This window comes from Ruegeria sp. BE9 (genome assembly GCF_056538765.1).
The window spans coordinates 83,793-99,065 of the sequence record NZ_JBQFTS010000001.1 but is presented as its reverse complement, the minus strand read 5'-3'; the positions used below and the strand labels follow the sequence as shown (position 1 = coordinate 99,065).

Genomic DNA, 15,273 nt, shown 5'->3' with positions numbered 1-15,273 from the left:
TCCCCCGGACCACATCACCTGCCATAATGGGACCCAACCCAAAAACAAGAGCAGCACCGATGCCCGACGATCTGTTGACGCCTAGCGCGACCACCACCTACGACGCCTCCTCAATTGAGGTGCTTGAAGGCCTGGAGCCGGTCCGAAAACGCCCCGGTATGTATATCGGCGGCACTGATGAGCGCGCGCTGCACCATATGGTGGCCGAAATCCTCGACAACTCGATGGACGAAGCAGTCGCCGGTCACGCCAACCGGATCGAGGTTGAGCTGCACGCAGACTACGCCCTGACCGTGCGCGACAACGGGCGTGGTATTCCGATCGACCCGCACCCCAAGTTTCCGGACAAATCGGCGTTGGAGGTCATTCTATGTACCCTGCACGCGGGGGGTAAATTCTCGGGCAAGGCCTATCAGACCTCGGGCGGTCTTCATGGCGTTGGTGCATCCGTTGTGAACGCTCTGTCGGATTCGATGGTCGTTCAGGTGGCGCGAGACAAGACGCTGTTCGAGCAGCGATTCTCGCGCGGTATCCCGTTAGGCCCGGTGGAAAAGGTTGGTGCAGCCCCCAACCGGCGCGGCACCACTGTAACGTTCCACGCCGATGCCGAGATCTTCGGCCATCATAAATTCAAACCGGCGCGGCTGTTCAAATCCATTCGCTCTAAGGCCTACTTGTTCTCGGGCGTTGAAATCCGCTGGAAATCCGCCATCGACGACGGTGAAACCCCGACCGAGGCGACCTTCCACTTCCCCGGTGGACTTTCGGATTACCTGAAGGAGACGATGAACGGTTCCTCCACCTATGCCGAGCAACCCTTTGCCGGCACGGTGGACTTCAATGAAAAGTTCGGAACTCCCGGCAAGGTCGAATGGGCGATCAACTGGACGCCATCGCGCGACGGGTTCATCCAGTCCTACTGTAATACTGTCCCAACACCCGAAGGCGGCACCCATGTGGCAGGCTTCTGGGCTGCTGTTCTCAAGGGGATCAAAGCCTATGGAGAGCTGATCAATAACAAGAAGGCCGGCCAGATAACCCGTGATGACCTGATCACCGGTGGTTGCGCGCTGGTGTCGTGCTTTATCAGCGAGCCGGAATTTGTCGGCCAGACCAAAGACCGCCTCGCTACGGTCGAGGCGCAGCGGCTGGTCGAAAACTCCGTCCGCGACCATTTCGACAACTGGCTGGCCGCGGACACGAAATCCGCCGGCGCCATTCTGGACTTCCTCATCCTGCGGGCTGAGGAACGTCTGCGCCGACGGGCCGAGAAGGAAACACAACGCAAGTCCGCCACTAAGAAACTTCGTCTCCCCGGCAAGCTGGTGGACTGTTCTAGTTCAACACGCGATGGCACGGAACTATTCATTGTCGAAGGCGACTCGGCCGGTGGTTCTGCCAAAATGGGTCGCGATCGTAAAACACAGGCCCTGCTGCCATTGCGCGGCAAAATCCTGAACGTGCTGGGCGCGGCCAGTTCGAAACTGGGCACCAATGCCGAGATCAACGACCTGACGCAGGCGCTGGGTGTGGGCCTTGGCACCAAGTTCAACGTCGACGACCTGCGTTATGACAAGGTCATCATAATGACCGACGCGGATGTAGACGGGGCGCATATCGCCTCGCTGCTGATGACGTTCTTCTTTACCCAGATGCGCCCTATGATCGACGCGGGCCACCTGTACCTCGCCTGCCCACCCCTCTATCGCCTGACGCAAGGGGCGAAACGGGTCTATTGTCTGGACGAGGCTGAGCGCGACGAATGGCTTGAGAAAGGCCTAGGCGGCAAGGGCAAGATCGACGTCTCACGCTTCAAGGGTCTGGGCGAGATGGACGCCAAGGACCTGAAAGAGACCACGATGGACCCCGCATCCCGCAAACTAATCCGCGTCACCATCGACGAGGACGAACCCGGCGAGACCGGCGACCTTGTCGAGCGCCTGATGGGCAAAAAACCCGAAATGCGGTTCCAATACATTCAGGAGAACGCACGGTTTGTGGAGGAGTTGGATGTTTGAGGCCGAGTTCTTCGTGGCGATCTCATGAAAAGTGCCAAGTTAACTGTTAAGTCATGTTTAGGTTGAGGGTTACTTGGCCATCGCTCAATAGATAGTTTTCAATCCGGTTTTTTAGCTCTGCGGGTTTCATTCCTTTTTCAACTTCCAGAAATGGAATGCCAGCCCTTCTCAATGCCTCCCGCTTTACTGCATCGCGCATGAACGCTTTTTGTTGATGATGCCCACTACCTTGGTATTCAACGGCCAGCACGACAAAACCGTTTTTGTCAACAACGCAAAAATCCAACCGCTTAGAGTTAATTGACGCGAAGGCGTTTTTTTTCGCTCGCCAATCTCCTTCATCACGGCTTGGCTTTATAATTTCGCCTAAACTTGTTTGAGCCATCACTCGATGCCCAGCCCCGATACTGGCGATAGTATTCTCTAAGAACTTAAAAACCCTGTATTCTGCCGCGTTCATCAATTTGACTTTTTCAAAGTTGACACGGGACACTGCCTCAAGTTGATTTTTTGGGTCTGCTAGGCCCCAGTTGTCGGCAGGGCCTCTGTTGCGAGGCTTCCGGTGAAGTAGTTTTCTTCGCGTTTTTCGGTATGCCTTGACTGTAAAAACTGCGACAATGACAAGCAGAACTAAAAAAACAAAAAAAGTTTCCACAAAAACCTTCCCTCGACAACCAATCTAAAATTCCAACCAGTGAATGTATTTTAGTACAAATACACAGGGATCAAAAGCAACGTTGGATTTCCAGACTCTGAAAGGCAACAGGTAATACAAAAACACGCCCCTTGCCTAACCCGTTGATCTCGTTCACACTTACCCTCGAAATCGTCATTCAAGAACGACATTTGGGGTTCCGAGCGTCCAAGACCCAATGAGACCAAACACAAGATTTCGAACGGGAGGACAACATGAAGACATTACCCCTTGGGCTAGCCTTTGCACTGCTGGCCAGCCAAGCAACCGCGCAGCAAACGCTTAGCCTCGCTTCGCCCATTCCGGACGGCGCCGAGACTAAGTTCTGCTATTATGATGGAATGGCCTACTCCGAGGACGCTTTTGTCCTGCTGACCGGAGACAACACTGTCACGGAAACGGTCAGTACGATTCAGGAACGCCTGCTGCGTTGTCACCGTGAAAGCGACGGCACCCTTAAATGGAAGCCGCAGAGCACATTCTCGACCAATAATTGAATCGGTTGGTGGGCGGACCTAGCCCACCTTATCCTCCAGCCAGTCCGCGATCTGCGTGGCTGGCTTTTCCCAGCCGGGCTCCATGAACAGGAAATGCGCGTGATCTTCGACGGGCATGAAGGTCGCGCGGTCACCGTACAGATCTGCCAGCGCGCGGCAGGTGTTGGGGTTCACGGCCCGGTCTTCAGTTCCCGAGACAATCAGCACCGGGCAATCGACCTTGTCGATGTCCACCTTCATCGCGTGGTGATCGTCAAACATCCAGAAGAACATCTCGAACATCACCCGCCCGCTTTCAGCACCCAATTTGTCAAACACCTCATGCTGCTGCGCCTCGGGCATCTTGTTGAGTGCAAAGGGGGCCATCAGGTCGAACTCAACCCGCATGGGCTGTTTCCAAAATGCCCCGCCCTCCATCAACGCGCGTGGGATGGCGCGCTCGTCGTCAGTCTCGGGTAACGTCCCCCACGCGGCGTTCGGGTTGATCAGGACGACAGCGCTGGCCAACCCACAAGATGCGACCTGTTGCGCCACCACTCCTGCGATGGCATGGCCGAGCAGAACGGGTTTGCAATCCAATCCTCGCACAAACTCAGCGATATCATTGGCGTAGTCCAAAACGCTGGTGTCAGTCAGTCCCGGATCAGGTTCAGCTTTGGGGTCGCCCCCATGATAGCGCAGCGCTGGGGTGTGCACCGTCCATCCCCGGTCGCGGAAGAAACCTGCGTAATCTTCCATACACCATGGCCCGGCAAAGGCCCCGTGGATCAGAACAATCTCTTTTGTCATGAAAACCTCCCTCACCTCTGATCAGTATGAGAGGTGAGGGATGGGTTAGACAAGCCTGTTACAATGCGGCCTTGAACAGCGTGCTCAGATTGTCTTCGGTCAGTTCAATCGGGTTGCCGCCGCAAGACGGGTCGATGATCGCGCCTTTGACCAGTTCAGGGATCGCATCCTCGGTCACGCCCAGATCGGACAGTTTGCGCGGGATACCCAGCGAGTCGTTGAATTCCTGAACAAAGGCACGGAACCCGTCAAAACCACCATTGATGTTCAAGTAAGCAGCAGCGGACTGAAACCGGTCCGCAATGGCAGGTGCGTTGAAGTCCAGCACAGCGGGCATACAGACTGCATTGGTGGTGCCGTGATGGGTATTGAATACCGCGCCCACAGGGTGGCTCATTGCGTGGATCGCGCCGAGGCCTTTTTGGAAGGCGGTTGCGCCCATAGCCGCCGCGCTCATCATCTGGGCACGGGCTTCAATATCGGTGCCGTCCGCGTAGGCCCGCGGCAGGTACTCCATGACCAGACGCATACCTTCCAGCGCAATGCCCTGGCTCATGGGGTGATAATGGGGGCTGGAATACGCCTCGACGCAGTGTGCAAACGCATCCAAACCGGTGCCTGCGGTGATGAACTTTGGCATTCCTACGGTCAGTTCCGGATCGCAAATAACCACCGAAGGCAGGACTTTGGGGTGGAAGATGATCTTCTTTGCGTGCGTTTCCGAATTGGTGATGACGCTTGCACGCCCGACCTCGGACCCGGTGCCTGCAGTGGTCGGCACGGCTATGATTGGCGCGATGGCGTCGGCGTCCGCTCGGGTCCACCAATCACCAATATCCTCAAAATCCCAAACCGGGCGTGTCTGACCCGCCATGAAAGCAACCATCTTGCCCAGGTCCAGCCCAGAGCCGCCACCGAACGCGATTACGCCGTCGTGGTCACCTGCTTTATAGGCCGCAACACCCGCATCGAGGTTCTTTTCATTAGGGTTCGGGTCCACGTCACTGAACAGGCCGCGCCCCAGCCCTGCGGCCTCCATGATATCAAGCGTGGCTGTCGTAATCGGCAGATCGGCCAGTCCTTTGTCCGTGACCAGCAAAGGGCGCTTCATACCAGCGGCCTCGCAGGCCTCGGGCAGCTCCTTGATACGCCCTGCTCCGAATTTGATTGCGGTCGGATAGGACCAATTTCCAACAAGTGTCATGTCAGGTTTCCTTTGTAGTTTCAGACCTGCTCTGGCGAGGGGGTCAGTCCAGAGCAGGCCGTTGCCCTTAGCCTGTGACCTTCTTCAGGTGGTAGGATTTAGGACGTGTCAGGTTGTGATATCCAATGACCGAAAGGCCGCCGCCGCGCCCGGTATTCTTACAACCAGTCCAGCAGAGCCCCGGGTCCAAATAGTCGGCTCGGTTCATGAAGACGGTACCAGTTTCGATCTGATCACCTACGCGCGCAGCGCGGTCTACGTCACGGGTCCAGAGGCTGGCTGTCAGGCCAAACTCACTGTCATTCATAAGCGCGATGGCTTCCTCGTCAGAAGACACTTTCATAATGCCCACAACCGGACCAAAGCTTTCGTCCCGCATTACGCGCATGTCGTGGGTAACGTTGGTCAGGATCTGCGGCGTAAGGTATGCGCCACCGTCGTCTTCGGGGAACGTATCGATATGGGCGACAGCACCAGCCTCAACAGCCTCGGAAATTTGCGCGCGCACTTCGTCGGCAAAGCGGACATTGGCCATCGGGCCGATTGTCGTATCAGCTTCGAGCGGATTGCCCAGCTTGTAACCTTTCACAACCTCAACCGCTTTGGTGACAAAGTCATCATAGAGGCTTTCATGCACGTAGATCCGCTCGATCCCGCAGCAGCACTGGCCCGAGTTGAACATCGCGCCATCGATCAGCGTATCGACTGCTGCATCCAGATCAGCGTCGTCCATAACATAGCCTGGGTCTTTGCCACCCAACTCTGTTCCAACGCCGGTAAATGTCCCCGCTGCAGCACGCTCCATGGCCTGCCCGCCACCGACTGAACCAGTGAAGTTCACGAAGTCGAACGCGTTGCCTGCGATCAAGTCATTCGTCACATCATGGCTGAGAAAGACATTCTGGAACACATCCTCAGGCACACCAGCCGCATGGAAGGCCTGCGCCATGCGCTCACCTACCAGCAGGGTTTGCGTAGCGTGTTTCAGGACCACTGTGTTGCCGGCGATCAGGGCTGGGGCGACCGTGTTGATCGCGGTCATGTAGGGGTAATTCCAAGGGGCCACCACAAACACAACCCCATGCGGGATACGTTTAATGTAGCGCTTGAACGTCGCATCCTCGCCCACAGCGATTTCCGCCAGGGACGTCTCAGCAATCTCGGCCATATAGCTGGCGCGTTCGTTGAATCCACCAAACTCACCACCATAGCGCACCGGACGGCCCATCATGTGCGCCAGCTCGGGCACGATGTCGTCGTTCATGGCGCCAACAGTAGCGACACCGGCCATCACAAGATCAATACGTTCTTGCAGCGGTTTGGCAGCCCAACTCTTTTGAGCATCCTTCGCTTTTTGTGCGACTTCAAAAGCCGCCTCGCGCGACAGTGTTTCGCGTTCCGCATAAACCGATCCATCAATCGGTGAGATGCATTTCAGTGTCTGGCCCATGCCATCAACTCCACCTAGAGGGCGCATTCGCCCTGCTTCCTTTTCTTAGTTTCCTGTGCTTGCTGCGTTGAGCGTCACACTTTGGATCAAGCCCGCTCGAACCCGCGCGCAACCTCCCAGTCAGTCACGACGCGCTCGAATTCCTCAATCTCAACCTCGGCCGCCCGTGCGTAGTGATCGACCACTTCATCGCCCATCGCCGTACGCAACATAGCTGATCCGAGTAATGCCTCGCGCGCCTCACGCAAGTTGCCCGGGATCATGCCCGTTTCGCCTTGATAGACGTCGCCCGTTGCAGCGGACTGCAACTCCAGCCCCTCTTCGATGCCTGCAATCCCAGCCGCCAGCATCCCGGCCATCGCCAGATACGGGTTCATGTCCGACCCCGGAATACGGCACTCAACCCGCACCGCTTTGGTGCCGTCGCCACACAGGCGGAAACCGGCGGTACGGTTGTCCACCGACCAAATAATCCGCGTCGGAGCAAAGGTGCCCTTCATAAAGCGCTTATAGCTGTTGATGTAAGGCGCCATGAAATAGGTGTAATCAGAGGCGTATTTCAGCAGCCCGGCCATATAGCTTTTCATCAGCGCTGACATGCCAAGCTCATCTGACTTGTCAAAGAACGCTGGTTGGCCGTCGGCCCAGAGCGACTGATGTACGTGGGACGAGCTGCCCACTTTGTCATGGTGCCATTTTGGCAGGAACGTCGCCGCATGGCCGTGCTGCCAAGCAATTTCCTTCACGGCGTTCTTGGCGATCGAGTGATATTCGGCCGTGTCCATCGCGCCTGCGTATTTGATATTCAGTTCTTCCTGCCCAGTCTCGGCCTCGCCTTTCGAGTTCTCGACAGGGATGCCCGCATTCCACAGATGATTGCGGATCGGGCGCATCACGTGCTCTTCCTTGGTGGTCTGTAGGATGTGGTAATCTTCGTTATAGCCCGAGATCGGCTCCAGATCGCGGAAGCCTTCCTTGCGTATCTGGTCAAAGCTCTTCTCAAACAGAAAGAACTCCAACTCAGTCGCGCACATGGCGTCATAGCCCATAGCTTTCAGGCGGTTGACCTGCTTCTTTAGGATCGATCGGGGCGCGTGAGGCACCTCTTCATGCGTGTGATGATCCAGCACGTCGCACATGACCATCGCGGTTCCTTCAAGCCACGGCACCGGACGCAGAGTGCTCAGATCGGGCTTCATGACATAGTCGCCATAGCCGCGCTCCCAGCTGGTGGCCGCATAGCCATCGGGGGTCGCCATCTCAAGATCAGTGGCCAGCAGATAGTTGCAGCAATGAGTTTCTTCCCATGCGCCCGCCACAAAGTGACCCGCATGGAACCGCTTGCCCATCAAACGCCCCTGCATGTCGACCATGCAGACCAGCACAGTATCAACCTCACCTGCAGAAACCTGCGCCTTCAGATCGTCCAGAGTCATATCAGCCTCATTCCCCGTTGGTCAGGGCAGGCGAAACCGCCTGCCCTAAATTGTATTAGCCGTAACGATAAGGCCGTCCGGCCTTGAGCATTTCGGCGTTGTAGCGCTTGAAGATGTCGACAACCTTCGCTTTGGTTTCCGACTCAGCTGCGATCTCGTCCCAGAACTTAACGGCAGCTTCTTCGACGGTCGCCCATTCTTCGTCCGGAATGGTTGTCAGCTGCATCTTGGTGCCGTTGACGCGCAGGTTGGCCTCACCACCCCAGTACCACCACTGACGATAGTAGTGTGACTGGTCACAGCACACCTTGAACAGGGTCTGTAGATCTTCGGGCAGCTCGTTCCATCGGTCCATGTTGGCAAAGAAGTGACCCGCCCATGCGCCCGAGATGTTGTTGGTCAGGAAGTAGTTGGTCACGTCGGCCCAGCCCACGGTGTAATCTTCGGTGATACCCGACCACGCAATGCCGTCCAGCTCGCCGGTCTGTACCGCAACCTCAATGTCTTCCCATGGCAGAGTGACCGGCACGACGCCGAACTGGCTTAGGAAACGACCCGCTGTCGGGAAGGTAAAGATGCGCTTGCCTTTCATGTCTTCCAGCGAGTTGATCGGGTCTTTGGTCGCAAAGTGGCACGGATCCCAAGCACCGGCGCTGATGTGTTTCACACCAACCTTCGAGTATTCCTCGTCCCAGATCTCGTTCAGGCCCCACTGGTTGAATAGCACCGGAACGTCCAGCGAATAGCGCGACGCAAAGGGGAAGTATCCGCCGAATACGGTTACTTCGGTCGGCGACGCCATCGAGTCATCGTCCGACTGTACCGCGTCAATTGTGCCTTTCTGCATAGCACGGAACAGCTCTCCGGTGGGGACTAGCTGATCAGCATAGAACAGCTCGATCTGCATCCGGTCGCCAGCGATCTGGTTGAACATCTTGATCGCAGGATCGATCACATGCTCGGCCAGAGCAGGACCAGCATAGGTCTGCATCCGCCATGTGATTGTATTCTGCGCCAGGGCTGGCGTGGCCAAAGGTGCGGCGGCAACGCCCACCCCGGCGGTTTTCAGAAACTTACGTCTTGTCGTCATGTCAATTTCCTCTCCGTTGAAGTTTGCGTGCCCTTTCGCCGGGCATTCTTGTTAGTTTCCATAGACATAACCGGGTAGCCAAAGAGCGATTTCCGGGAATGCCATTATTATAATCAGGGCCAGCACCATCACGCCCACAAACGGAACGATCGAGCGGTAAATATCCTTCAACCCGATCTCGGGCGGCGCCATGGCGCGCATCAAGAACAAGTTGTATCCGAAGGGCGGAGTCATATAGGCGATCTGAGTGGTGATCGTGTACAGGACGCCATACCAAATCAGGTCAAAGCCCAGTGCACCGACCAGTGGTACATACAGCGGCGCTACGATGACCAGCATTGCCGTATCATCCAGAAACGTGCCCATGACGATAAAGCTGAGCTGCATCAGGATGAGGATCATCCACGGTGACAGGCCGAGCTGTTCAGTAAACAGGTTCTCGATCGCTTTCACAGCGCCAAGACCATCGAACACAGCGCCAAAGCCCAGCGCGGCCAGAATGATCCACATGAACATGCAGGAAATTGCCATCGTCTGCTTGGTGCAGTCCTCAAATATCTTCCAGGTCATCCGGCGTTTGAGGACAGACACAACCAGCGCTGTCAGTGCCCCGATGGCCGAGCTTTCGACCAGAGAAGTCCAACCGTTGACGAACGGCACCATCATGGCGGCAAAGATGATCAGCGGCAGCGCCCCTGCACCTAGCAATCGGATTTTCTCAGCACGGGGCACTTCGTGAGCGTCTTCCATGGCTGGGCCGAGTTCTGGCTGAATACGGCAACGAATCCAGATGTAGAGAATGAACATCCCCGCCATCAGCAATCCCGGAAGAATCCCGGCCAACCACAATTGTCCAACTGGCTGCCGCGCGATCATGGCATAAAGCACCAGAACAACGGACGGTGGCACTAGGATACCCAGACTGGACCCGGCCTGAATGACCCCCGTCACCATTGTCTTGTCATAACCACGCCGCAAGAGTTCCGGCAACGCAATCGTCGCGCCGATTGCCATTCCAGCTACGCTGAGACCATTCATAGCGGAAACCAGCACCATCAGCCCGATAGTGCCAATCGCCAGCCCGCCATTCACCGGCCCCATCCACACATGGAACATACGGTAGAGGTCATCTGCCAAACGGCTTTCTGACAGTACGTAGCCCATGAAAATGAACATTGGCAGGGTCAGCAGTGGATACCATTTCATCAGCTTCATCGCGGCTGAAAAGGTAATGTCTTGCCCACCTGTTCCCCAAAGCGCCAATGCGGCAATGGTAGCAACTGCGCCGATCGCGCCAAAGACACGCTGGCCGGTAAACAGCATCAGCATCATCAACGCGAACATGAAGATGGCGATAAATTCCTGGCTCATGCCCGTGGCACCCCGATCTCCTGCCCGTTGATCCGGGCTATGTCTTTGAAGAATTCTGATATTGCCTGCAGCAGCATCAGAAAGAAGCCGAACACCATGATGGCTTTGACCGGCCAGATATAAGGGCGCCATGCCGTAGAAGACCGCTCCAGTCGCCCGATCTCTTCACTGCCCGTCAAGAGCCCGACGAAGTATGAGACCGGCTCATCCCCCCAGTATCCAAGGCTGTAGGCCGTTGACCCTAGTCCACCGTAGAACAGCACACCCAGATACAAGATCAGAAGCATTACTGTAAAAGCGTCGAACCAAGCTTTCTTTTTGTGGCTCCAGTTGTGATAGAACAGATCCATCCGCACGTTCGAACCCAGTTGGATCGAGTACGGACCACCCACAATGTAATAGGTCACCATCGCGAACTGCGCCATTTCCAGCGTCCAGAGCGACGGCAGGAAGAATGTCTTGGAGATCGAGGACCACAGCAGGATCCCCATCATCACGAACAGCCCCCACATCATCACGCGACCAATTCGGTAGTTCACCGCGTCGACGACCCGTACGTATGACGCCATTGCTCTGATCACGCAGCACCCCCTTCGCCAAACCCGGCGAGTGTCTGGTCAATCCACGGCACCAAGTGCGCGGCCATGGCGTGTTGTTGTTCGACCGAGCGGATCAAATCGTTGCGTATCTCAATCATGACGTTCAACAAGCTGTTGGGATACGCCTGCACATCCAACGTATGCGCGACACCGTCTGCAGCCGAATATGGTTCGTTCAGGCGGGTAACAAACGAAGGGCTCTCAGGAACGGTTCCCATCATCGCCGAAGCGAACCGATCGTCGAGGCCATGCAAAATGCCCAGCTCTACTGCCCGCTGGTGACCGTTGTACACCGGGGTGAAGCTGTGCACGGTAACCATCAATTGCAGGGATGGGCGGTGTTGCGCGATCTGCCCTGAAACAGCCTCGGTAAAAGGCAGGTAGATGTTATCAACCCGGTCCTGACGATCCTCCGGCGTCATCTGGATGTTGGCGGGGATGTCATACTGCTCGCTTTTTACCGGCATGGCCCCCGCAGCCTCGGGCGGACGATTACAATCGTAAACCAGTCGAGAGACCCCGCCATGGACCAACGGCACCGACATCACCTGGGCCATGTGCTGCGCAACACCCAGCGCCCCTGGATCCCACGCAATGTGGCTCTCGCGTGCATCGGCCGTCAGCCCCATGTCGCCAAGGAACGCAGGTATTCGGTTCGAGGCATGCTCGCACACCAGCAGCACCTTTGGTGCGCTGTTCGCCCTATCCGTGTGAACAACCGTTCCGAAGTCCAATGTACCGTCCTGCGATTCCGTAAAAGAGATTTGTGAAAAAATTTCCACACGAACCATTCACCTGTCAATAATTTTCCTGTACAAAACTGAACAAAGCAAAATGTGCTGAAAAATTCTGCACAATTTCGCCAATTCTGATGCAGGAGGACCAACGGGTGCGGGTAACGGACAGGCTGCTGGCCCATCGTGACAAGATGACCCCGTCTGAACGGCAACTGATCAGCGTTCTGCTGGACGACTACCCAATGGCGGGTCTTGGCAGCATTACCGAATTGGCCAGTACGGCCTCAGTATCGACGACAACAGTTGCTCGGATGCTGCAAAAGACCGGGTTTGATGGCTACCCTCAGTTTCAGGCTGCCCTAAGGGGCGAGGTCAAAGAGATGATCTCGGGCCCTGTCGCCAAGCGGGATGTCTGGCAGAACGATCTGCCAGAAGAGCATATCCTGAACCGGTATTCTCAACAGGCACTGGCCAACCAGAAACGCACGATTGACGAGGTCGATCCGGCAGAGTTCGACAGTTTCTGCAACCTGCTTTGTGATCCCAATCGACGAATTTTCATTACCGGGGGGCGCATCACAGGTGCGCTGGCGCAGTATCTTTATTTGCACCTGCAAATGATCCGGCCCGATGTGCGGATGCTGCCTGTTGCCGCCTCATGGACCCATGACTTGCTGGATGTGCGTAAGGACGACGTCCTGATCGCACTGGATGTACGACGCTATGAGAACTCGACCATGTTAATCGGGCAACTCTGCCAGGAACGTGAAGCTGAGATCGTTTTGTTTACTGATCAATGGCGCTCGCCCATTCACAGACTAGCCAAGCACACCTTTGCGGCACGTATCGCGGTTCCCTCTGCTTGGGACTCGATGGCATCAATTTTGGTGCTGATGGAGTGCGTCATCGCCGAAGCACAGGAACGTCTGTGGGATTCGGTCAAGGACCGTACAGCCGAGCTGGAACAGGCTTTTGATCGCACCAAATTGTTCCGTAAATTCGGTCAAAGCTCGGGTTCCTAAGAACAACTGCACGTGAGGAGTGTTGCCAGCACGCCGGCAGGTGGTCACTTTGGTGTCATGACATTTGTGACCGAAAACCAATTGCCATTGCTTATCCTATTCTTTGTGGCCGGAGCGATTGGCACCGCGTTTCTGTTTCGCAAACCGGCGGGCCACAGGGCTTGGAAGCTGGCTGACCTGGTCTGGGTTGTGTTGGGCGGCATAGGTGCGCTGGTTGCGGTTCTGGCGGGGCTTTATACCTCGGACAGTTCGCGGTTGGATCGGCAGATCGACGTGGCTTATGCGGCAACGCTGGCCTTTGACCGTGACGCGGCCCGGTTTCGATTGCGCTTTTGTGATCCGGCCTATGACCCGGACACCGCCGTTTTGTGCGACAGGGTCGAGTTCCTGTCGGCGTCAACCGCTAGCAACGCCGACTTGCCCCTCTTTATAGCCGTGACAAACGAGGTCGCCCCATTGCAGGGCTTGCATTTCCTGTTCGGCCGTGAGGCGAAAGAGGAAAAGGATGATATGCGCGCAATGGCGGCCAAGGCGGATGCCTTCAACATCGACCAATTCCTAGTATTCACGACTATGGATGACGATACTCAGGCTGCAATTGACAATATGCGCCGAAAGGTGCCCGCCATCGCCGGAGATTACCTAATCCTCGCTCAAAGCTATGATGATCTGGTCGAACAAGTCGGCAAACTGAAAGACGAGTGGGAGTACCTGCAGGAAAACGCACATATTCTAGTGTTGCAGATCATCGCGCTTTGTCTGGTCAGTTTTGCCGCGCCCTTCCGTCTGGGGAAATCCGTGGTCGAGCTGCGAACAACTCTTAACGTCGATACGCCTGCGCCAGACGCTCGGGATCAGCGCCAAGAAAGTACCGAGTCAGAGTCCACAAGTTCCGAGCCCCCCGACGCAGCCACCCCGCCCGCGCATAGCGGTCCGCACTCGTAACAGCACGGGTGTTCAGCAAGGTGATACGTGGCAAGGCGCGCACCAGCGCTACGTCTTCCATCAGAGGCTGATCTGGAAAACCTCCAGATTTTTCATACAGGTGACGCGGCAGCAATAACCCCTGATCACCATATGGAAGCCCGAACATTCGACTGCGCAGATTGGCCCATCCCGAAACCCATGCGGGCCAGAACCCTTTCGCTCCAAAGGCCAAACGAAAAGCAGCAGGTATACCGGTCGCGAGGTGTTCACCGACCTCTTTGCTCCACCCTTCTTGCAGTACAGTGTCGGCATGCAGAACCAGCAACCATTCGCTTTTGGCCGTCGCGCACCCCCGTCGCAACTGCCCCCCGCGGGACGGCGCGCCGGTTACGATCTCAGCCCCTGCCTCGTCGGCAATTTCCAAGGTCAGGTCGGTCGACCCTCCATCGGTCACGATCAATTCACGGATCAGTCCCGTGTGCAGGCCTTCCATCAAGGCTGGCAAGCTGTCCAACAGGGCCTCGGCCGCGTTCAGGGTCGGGATGACGATACTGATCGGTGCTGGCAAAGCGGAAACCCTCTGGTCATGGCGGCGGGAACTCCTATATCACGAGGCCGAGGGAAATGACGAGGACCACCCGATGCCCAATCGCCGTATTCTGCGCCTTAGCGGTTCGGACACTGACAGCTTTCTTCAGGGGCTGGTCACCAATGATATTGCAGGACTGGAAAACGGGCTGGTGTATGCCGCCTTATTAACCCCACAGGGCAAGTATCTGGCTGATTTCTTTCTGAAGCGGGATGATGACTCTGTATTGTTGGATGTCTCAGAAGAGATCGCCGACGGGTTGGCAAAACGACTGGGCATGTACAAGCTTCGCGCTGATGTCACCATTGAGAATAGTGGTCTGAACCTGCAACGCGGCACTGGGCCTGCCCCTGAAGGTGCCCTACCCGACCCGCGCCATCCCGATATGGGCTGGCGGGCTTATTCACCAGAGGCTGAGGCCGAAGACAGCACCGACTGGGATTCCATCCGCGTTCAACACTGTATCCCGGAAACCGGTATCGAGCTTACACCCGATAGTTACATCCTAGAATCCGGGTTCGAAGCCCTGAACGGCGTCGATTTCAAAAAGGGCTGTTACGTCGGCCAAGAAGTCACGGCCCGCATGAAGCACAAGACCGAGCTGCGCAAAGGGTTGCGGAGTGTCCGTGTAGACGGCTCTGCTCCGGTCGGGTCCGAGATCAAGTCAGGCGAAAAGCCCGCGGGTACACTATTTACCCAGTCGAATGGTCAGGGGATCGCGTACTTGCGCTTTGACCGAGCCACCGGGGAAATGCAGGCCGATGGGGCATCGGTCACTCTGAACCCCTAACATGTTGCTATTCCGGCACGGCTAAAGCGTCCTGCAATTCGGCACTGTTTGAACAAGCCC

14 protein-coding genes are annotated in these 15,273 nt (G+C 56.4%); 4 read left to right on the top strand and 10 right to left on the bottom strand.

The genetic code is table 11. From position 1 onward, the window contains the following. Positions 1-59 precede the first annotated feature (59 nt). The gene (gene parE / locus ACR0EO_RS00465) at positions 60-2,018 is read left to right on the top strand and encodes a DNA topoisomerase IV subunit B (protein WP_480686429.1); all 1,959 of its coding nucleotides are present in this window, start codon (positions 60-62) and stop codon (positions 2,016-2,018) included. 46 nt (positions 2,019-2,064) lie between these two features. On the opposite strand, the gene ACR0EO_RS00460 is transcribed toward parE, so the two are convergent. Continuing rightward, positions 2,065-2,673, bottom strand: a complete 609-nt coding sequence (locus ACR0EO_RS00460) for a DUF2726 domain-containing protein (RefSeq protein ID WP_480686428.1) — start codon at positions 2,671-2,673, stop codon at positions 2,065-2,067. A gap of 254 nt (positions 2,674-2,927) precedes the next feature. On the opposite strand from ACR0EO_RS00460, the gene ACR0EO_RS00455 reads away from it, so the two are divergent. Beyond that, complete coding sequence (locus ACR0EO_RS00455) at positions 2,928-3,209, top strand: hypothetical protein (protein ID WP_480686427.1); 282 nt, start codon at positions 2,928-2,930, stop codon at positions 3,207-3,209. A gap of 18 nt (positions 3,210-3,227) precedes the next feature. Here the strand turns inward: ACR0EO_RS00455 and ACR0EO_RS00450 are convergent, their stop codons facing one another. From ACR0EO_RS00450 to ACR0EO_RS00415, 8 genes are all read right to left on the bottom strand, one after another. Then, entirely contained in the window at positions 3,228-3,998 is a 771-nt protein-coding gene (locus ACR0EO_RS00450; RefSeq protein WP_480686426.1) for an alpha/beta hydrolase, read from the bottom strand. Positions 3,999-4,056: 58 nt separating this feature from the next. After that, positions 4,057-5,202 (bottom strand): iron-containing alcohol dehydrogenase, encoded by a 1,146-nt coding sequence (locus tag ACR0EO_RS00445; RefSeq protein ID WP_480686425.1) that lies wholly within the window; start codon positions 5,200-5,202, stop codon positions 4,057-4,059. Between the two features lie 67 nt (positions 5,203-5,269). Continuing rightward, positions 5,270-6,652, bottom strand: a complete 1,383-nt coding sequence (locus tag ACR0EO_RS00440) for an aldehyde dehydrogenase family protein (RefSeq protein ID WP_480686424.1) — start codon at positions 6,650-6,652, stop codon at positions 5,270-5,272. Between the two features lie 86 nt (positions 6,653-6,738). Continuing rightward, positions 6,739-8,088 carry a glutamine synthetase family protein gene (locus ACR0EO_RS00435; RefSeq protein ID WP_480686423.1) on the bottom strand — a complete coding sequence of 450 codons (1,350 nt, stop codon included), beginning with the start codon at positions 8,086-8,088 and terminating at the stop codon, positions 6,739-6,741. 55 nt (positions 8,089-8,143) lie between these two features. Beyond that, positions 8,144-9,178, bottom strand: a complete 1,035-nt coding sequence (locus tag ACR0EO_RS00430; RefSeq protein WP_480686422.1) for a TRAP transporter substrate-binding protein — start codon at positions 9,176-9,178, stop codon at positions 8,144-8,146. A 51-nt stretch (positions 9,179-9,229) separates the two neighbouring features. Then, positions 9,230-10,549 (bottom strand): TRAP transporter large permease, encoded by a 1,320-nt coding sequence (locus tag ACR0EO_RS00425; RefSeq protein WP_480686421.1) that lies wholly within the window; start codon positions 10,547-10,549, stop codon positions 9,230-9,232. After that, entirely contained in the window at positions 10,546-11,130 is a 585-nt protein-coding gene (locus ACR0EO_RS00420) for a TRAP transporter small permease subunit (protein ID WP_480686420.1), read from the bottom strand. Before ACR0EO_RS00420 ends, ACR0EO_RS00425 begins: the two co-directional genes overlap by 4 nt. Beyond that, positions 11,127-11,882, bottom strand: a complete 756-nt coding sequence (locus tag ACR0EO_RS00415) for an N-formylglutamate amidohydrolase (protein WP_480686419.1) — start codon at positions 11,880-11,882, stop codon at positions 11,127-11,129. Before ACR0EO_RS00415 ends, ACR0EO_RS00420 begins: the two co-directional genes overlap by 4 nt. Positions 11,883-12,037: 155 nt before the next feature. Between ACR0EO_RS00415 and ACR0EO_RS00410 the strand changes: the two genes are divergently transcribed. Beyond that, positions 12,038-12,907 carry a MurR/RpiR family transcriptional regulator gene (locus ACR0EO_RS00410; RefSeq protein ID WP_480686418.1) on the top strand — a complete coding sequence of 290 codons (870 nt, stop codon included), beginning with the start codon at positions 12,038-12,040 and terminating at the stop codon, positions 12,905-12,907. A gap of 820 nt (positions 12,908-13,727) precedes the next feature. Here the strand turns inward: ACR0EO_RS00410 and ACR0EO_RS00405 are convergent. Further along, positions 13,728-14,402 carry a TIGR04283 family arsenosugar biosynthesis glycosyltransferase gene (locus ACR0EO_RS00405; protein WP_480686417.1) on the bottom strand — a complete coding sequence of 225 codons (675 nt, stop codon included), beginning with the start codon at positions 14,400-14,402 and terminating at the stop codon, positions 13,728-13,730. A 73-nt stretch (positions 14,403-14,475) separates the two neighbouring features. On the opposite strand from ACR0EO_RS00405, the gene ygfZ reads away from it, so the two are divergent. After that, positions 14,476-15,213, top strand: coding sequence for a CAF17-like 4Fe-4S cluster assembly/insertion protein YgfZ (ygfZ, locus tag ACR0EO_RS00400; protein ID WP_480688199.1), 738 nt, complete (start codon positions 14,476-14,478; stop codon positions 15,211-15,213). The last annotated feature ends 60 nt before the right edge of the window (positions 15,214-15,273 follow it).

Coding starts and splice junctions, on each gene's coding strand:
- parE (WP_480686429.1), top strand. CDS start 60: ATGCCCGACGATCTGTTGACGCCTAGCGCGACCACCACCTACGACGCC.
- ACR0EO_RS00455 (WP_480686427.1), top strand. CDS start 2,928: ATGAAGACATTACCCCTTGGGCTAGCCTTTGCACTGCTGGCCAGCCAA.
- ACR0EO_RS00450 (WP_480686426.1), bottom strand. CDS start 3,998: ATGACAAAAGAGATTGTTCTGATCCACGGGGCCTTTGCCGGGCCATGG.
- ACR0EO_RS00445 (WP_480686425.1), bottom strand. CDS start 5,202: ATGACACTTGTTGGAAATTGGTCCTATCCGACCGCAATCAAATTCGGA.
- ACR0EO_RS00440 (WP_480686424.1), bottom strand. CDS start 6,652: ATGGGCCAGACACTGAAATGCATCTCACCGATTGATGGATCGGTTTAT.
- ACR0EO_RS00435 (WP_480686423.1), bottom strand. CDS start 8,088: ATGACTCTGGACGATCTGAAGGCGCAGGTTTCTGCAGGTGAGGTTGAT.
- ACR0EO_RS00430 (WP_480686422.1), bottom strand. CDS start 9,178: ATGACGACAAGACGTAAGTTTCTGAAAACCGCCGGGGTGGGCGTTGCC.
- ACR0EO_RS00425 (WP_480686421.1), bottom strand. CDS start 10,549: ATGAGCCAGGAATTTATCGCCATCTTCATGTTCGCGTTGATGATGCTG.
- ygfZ (WP_480688199.1), top strand. CDS start 14,476: ATGCCCAATCGCCGTATTCTGCGCCTTAGCGGTTCGGACACTGACAGC.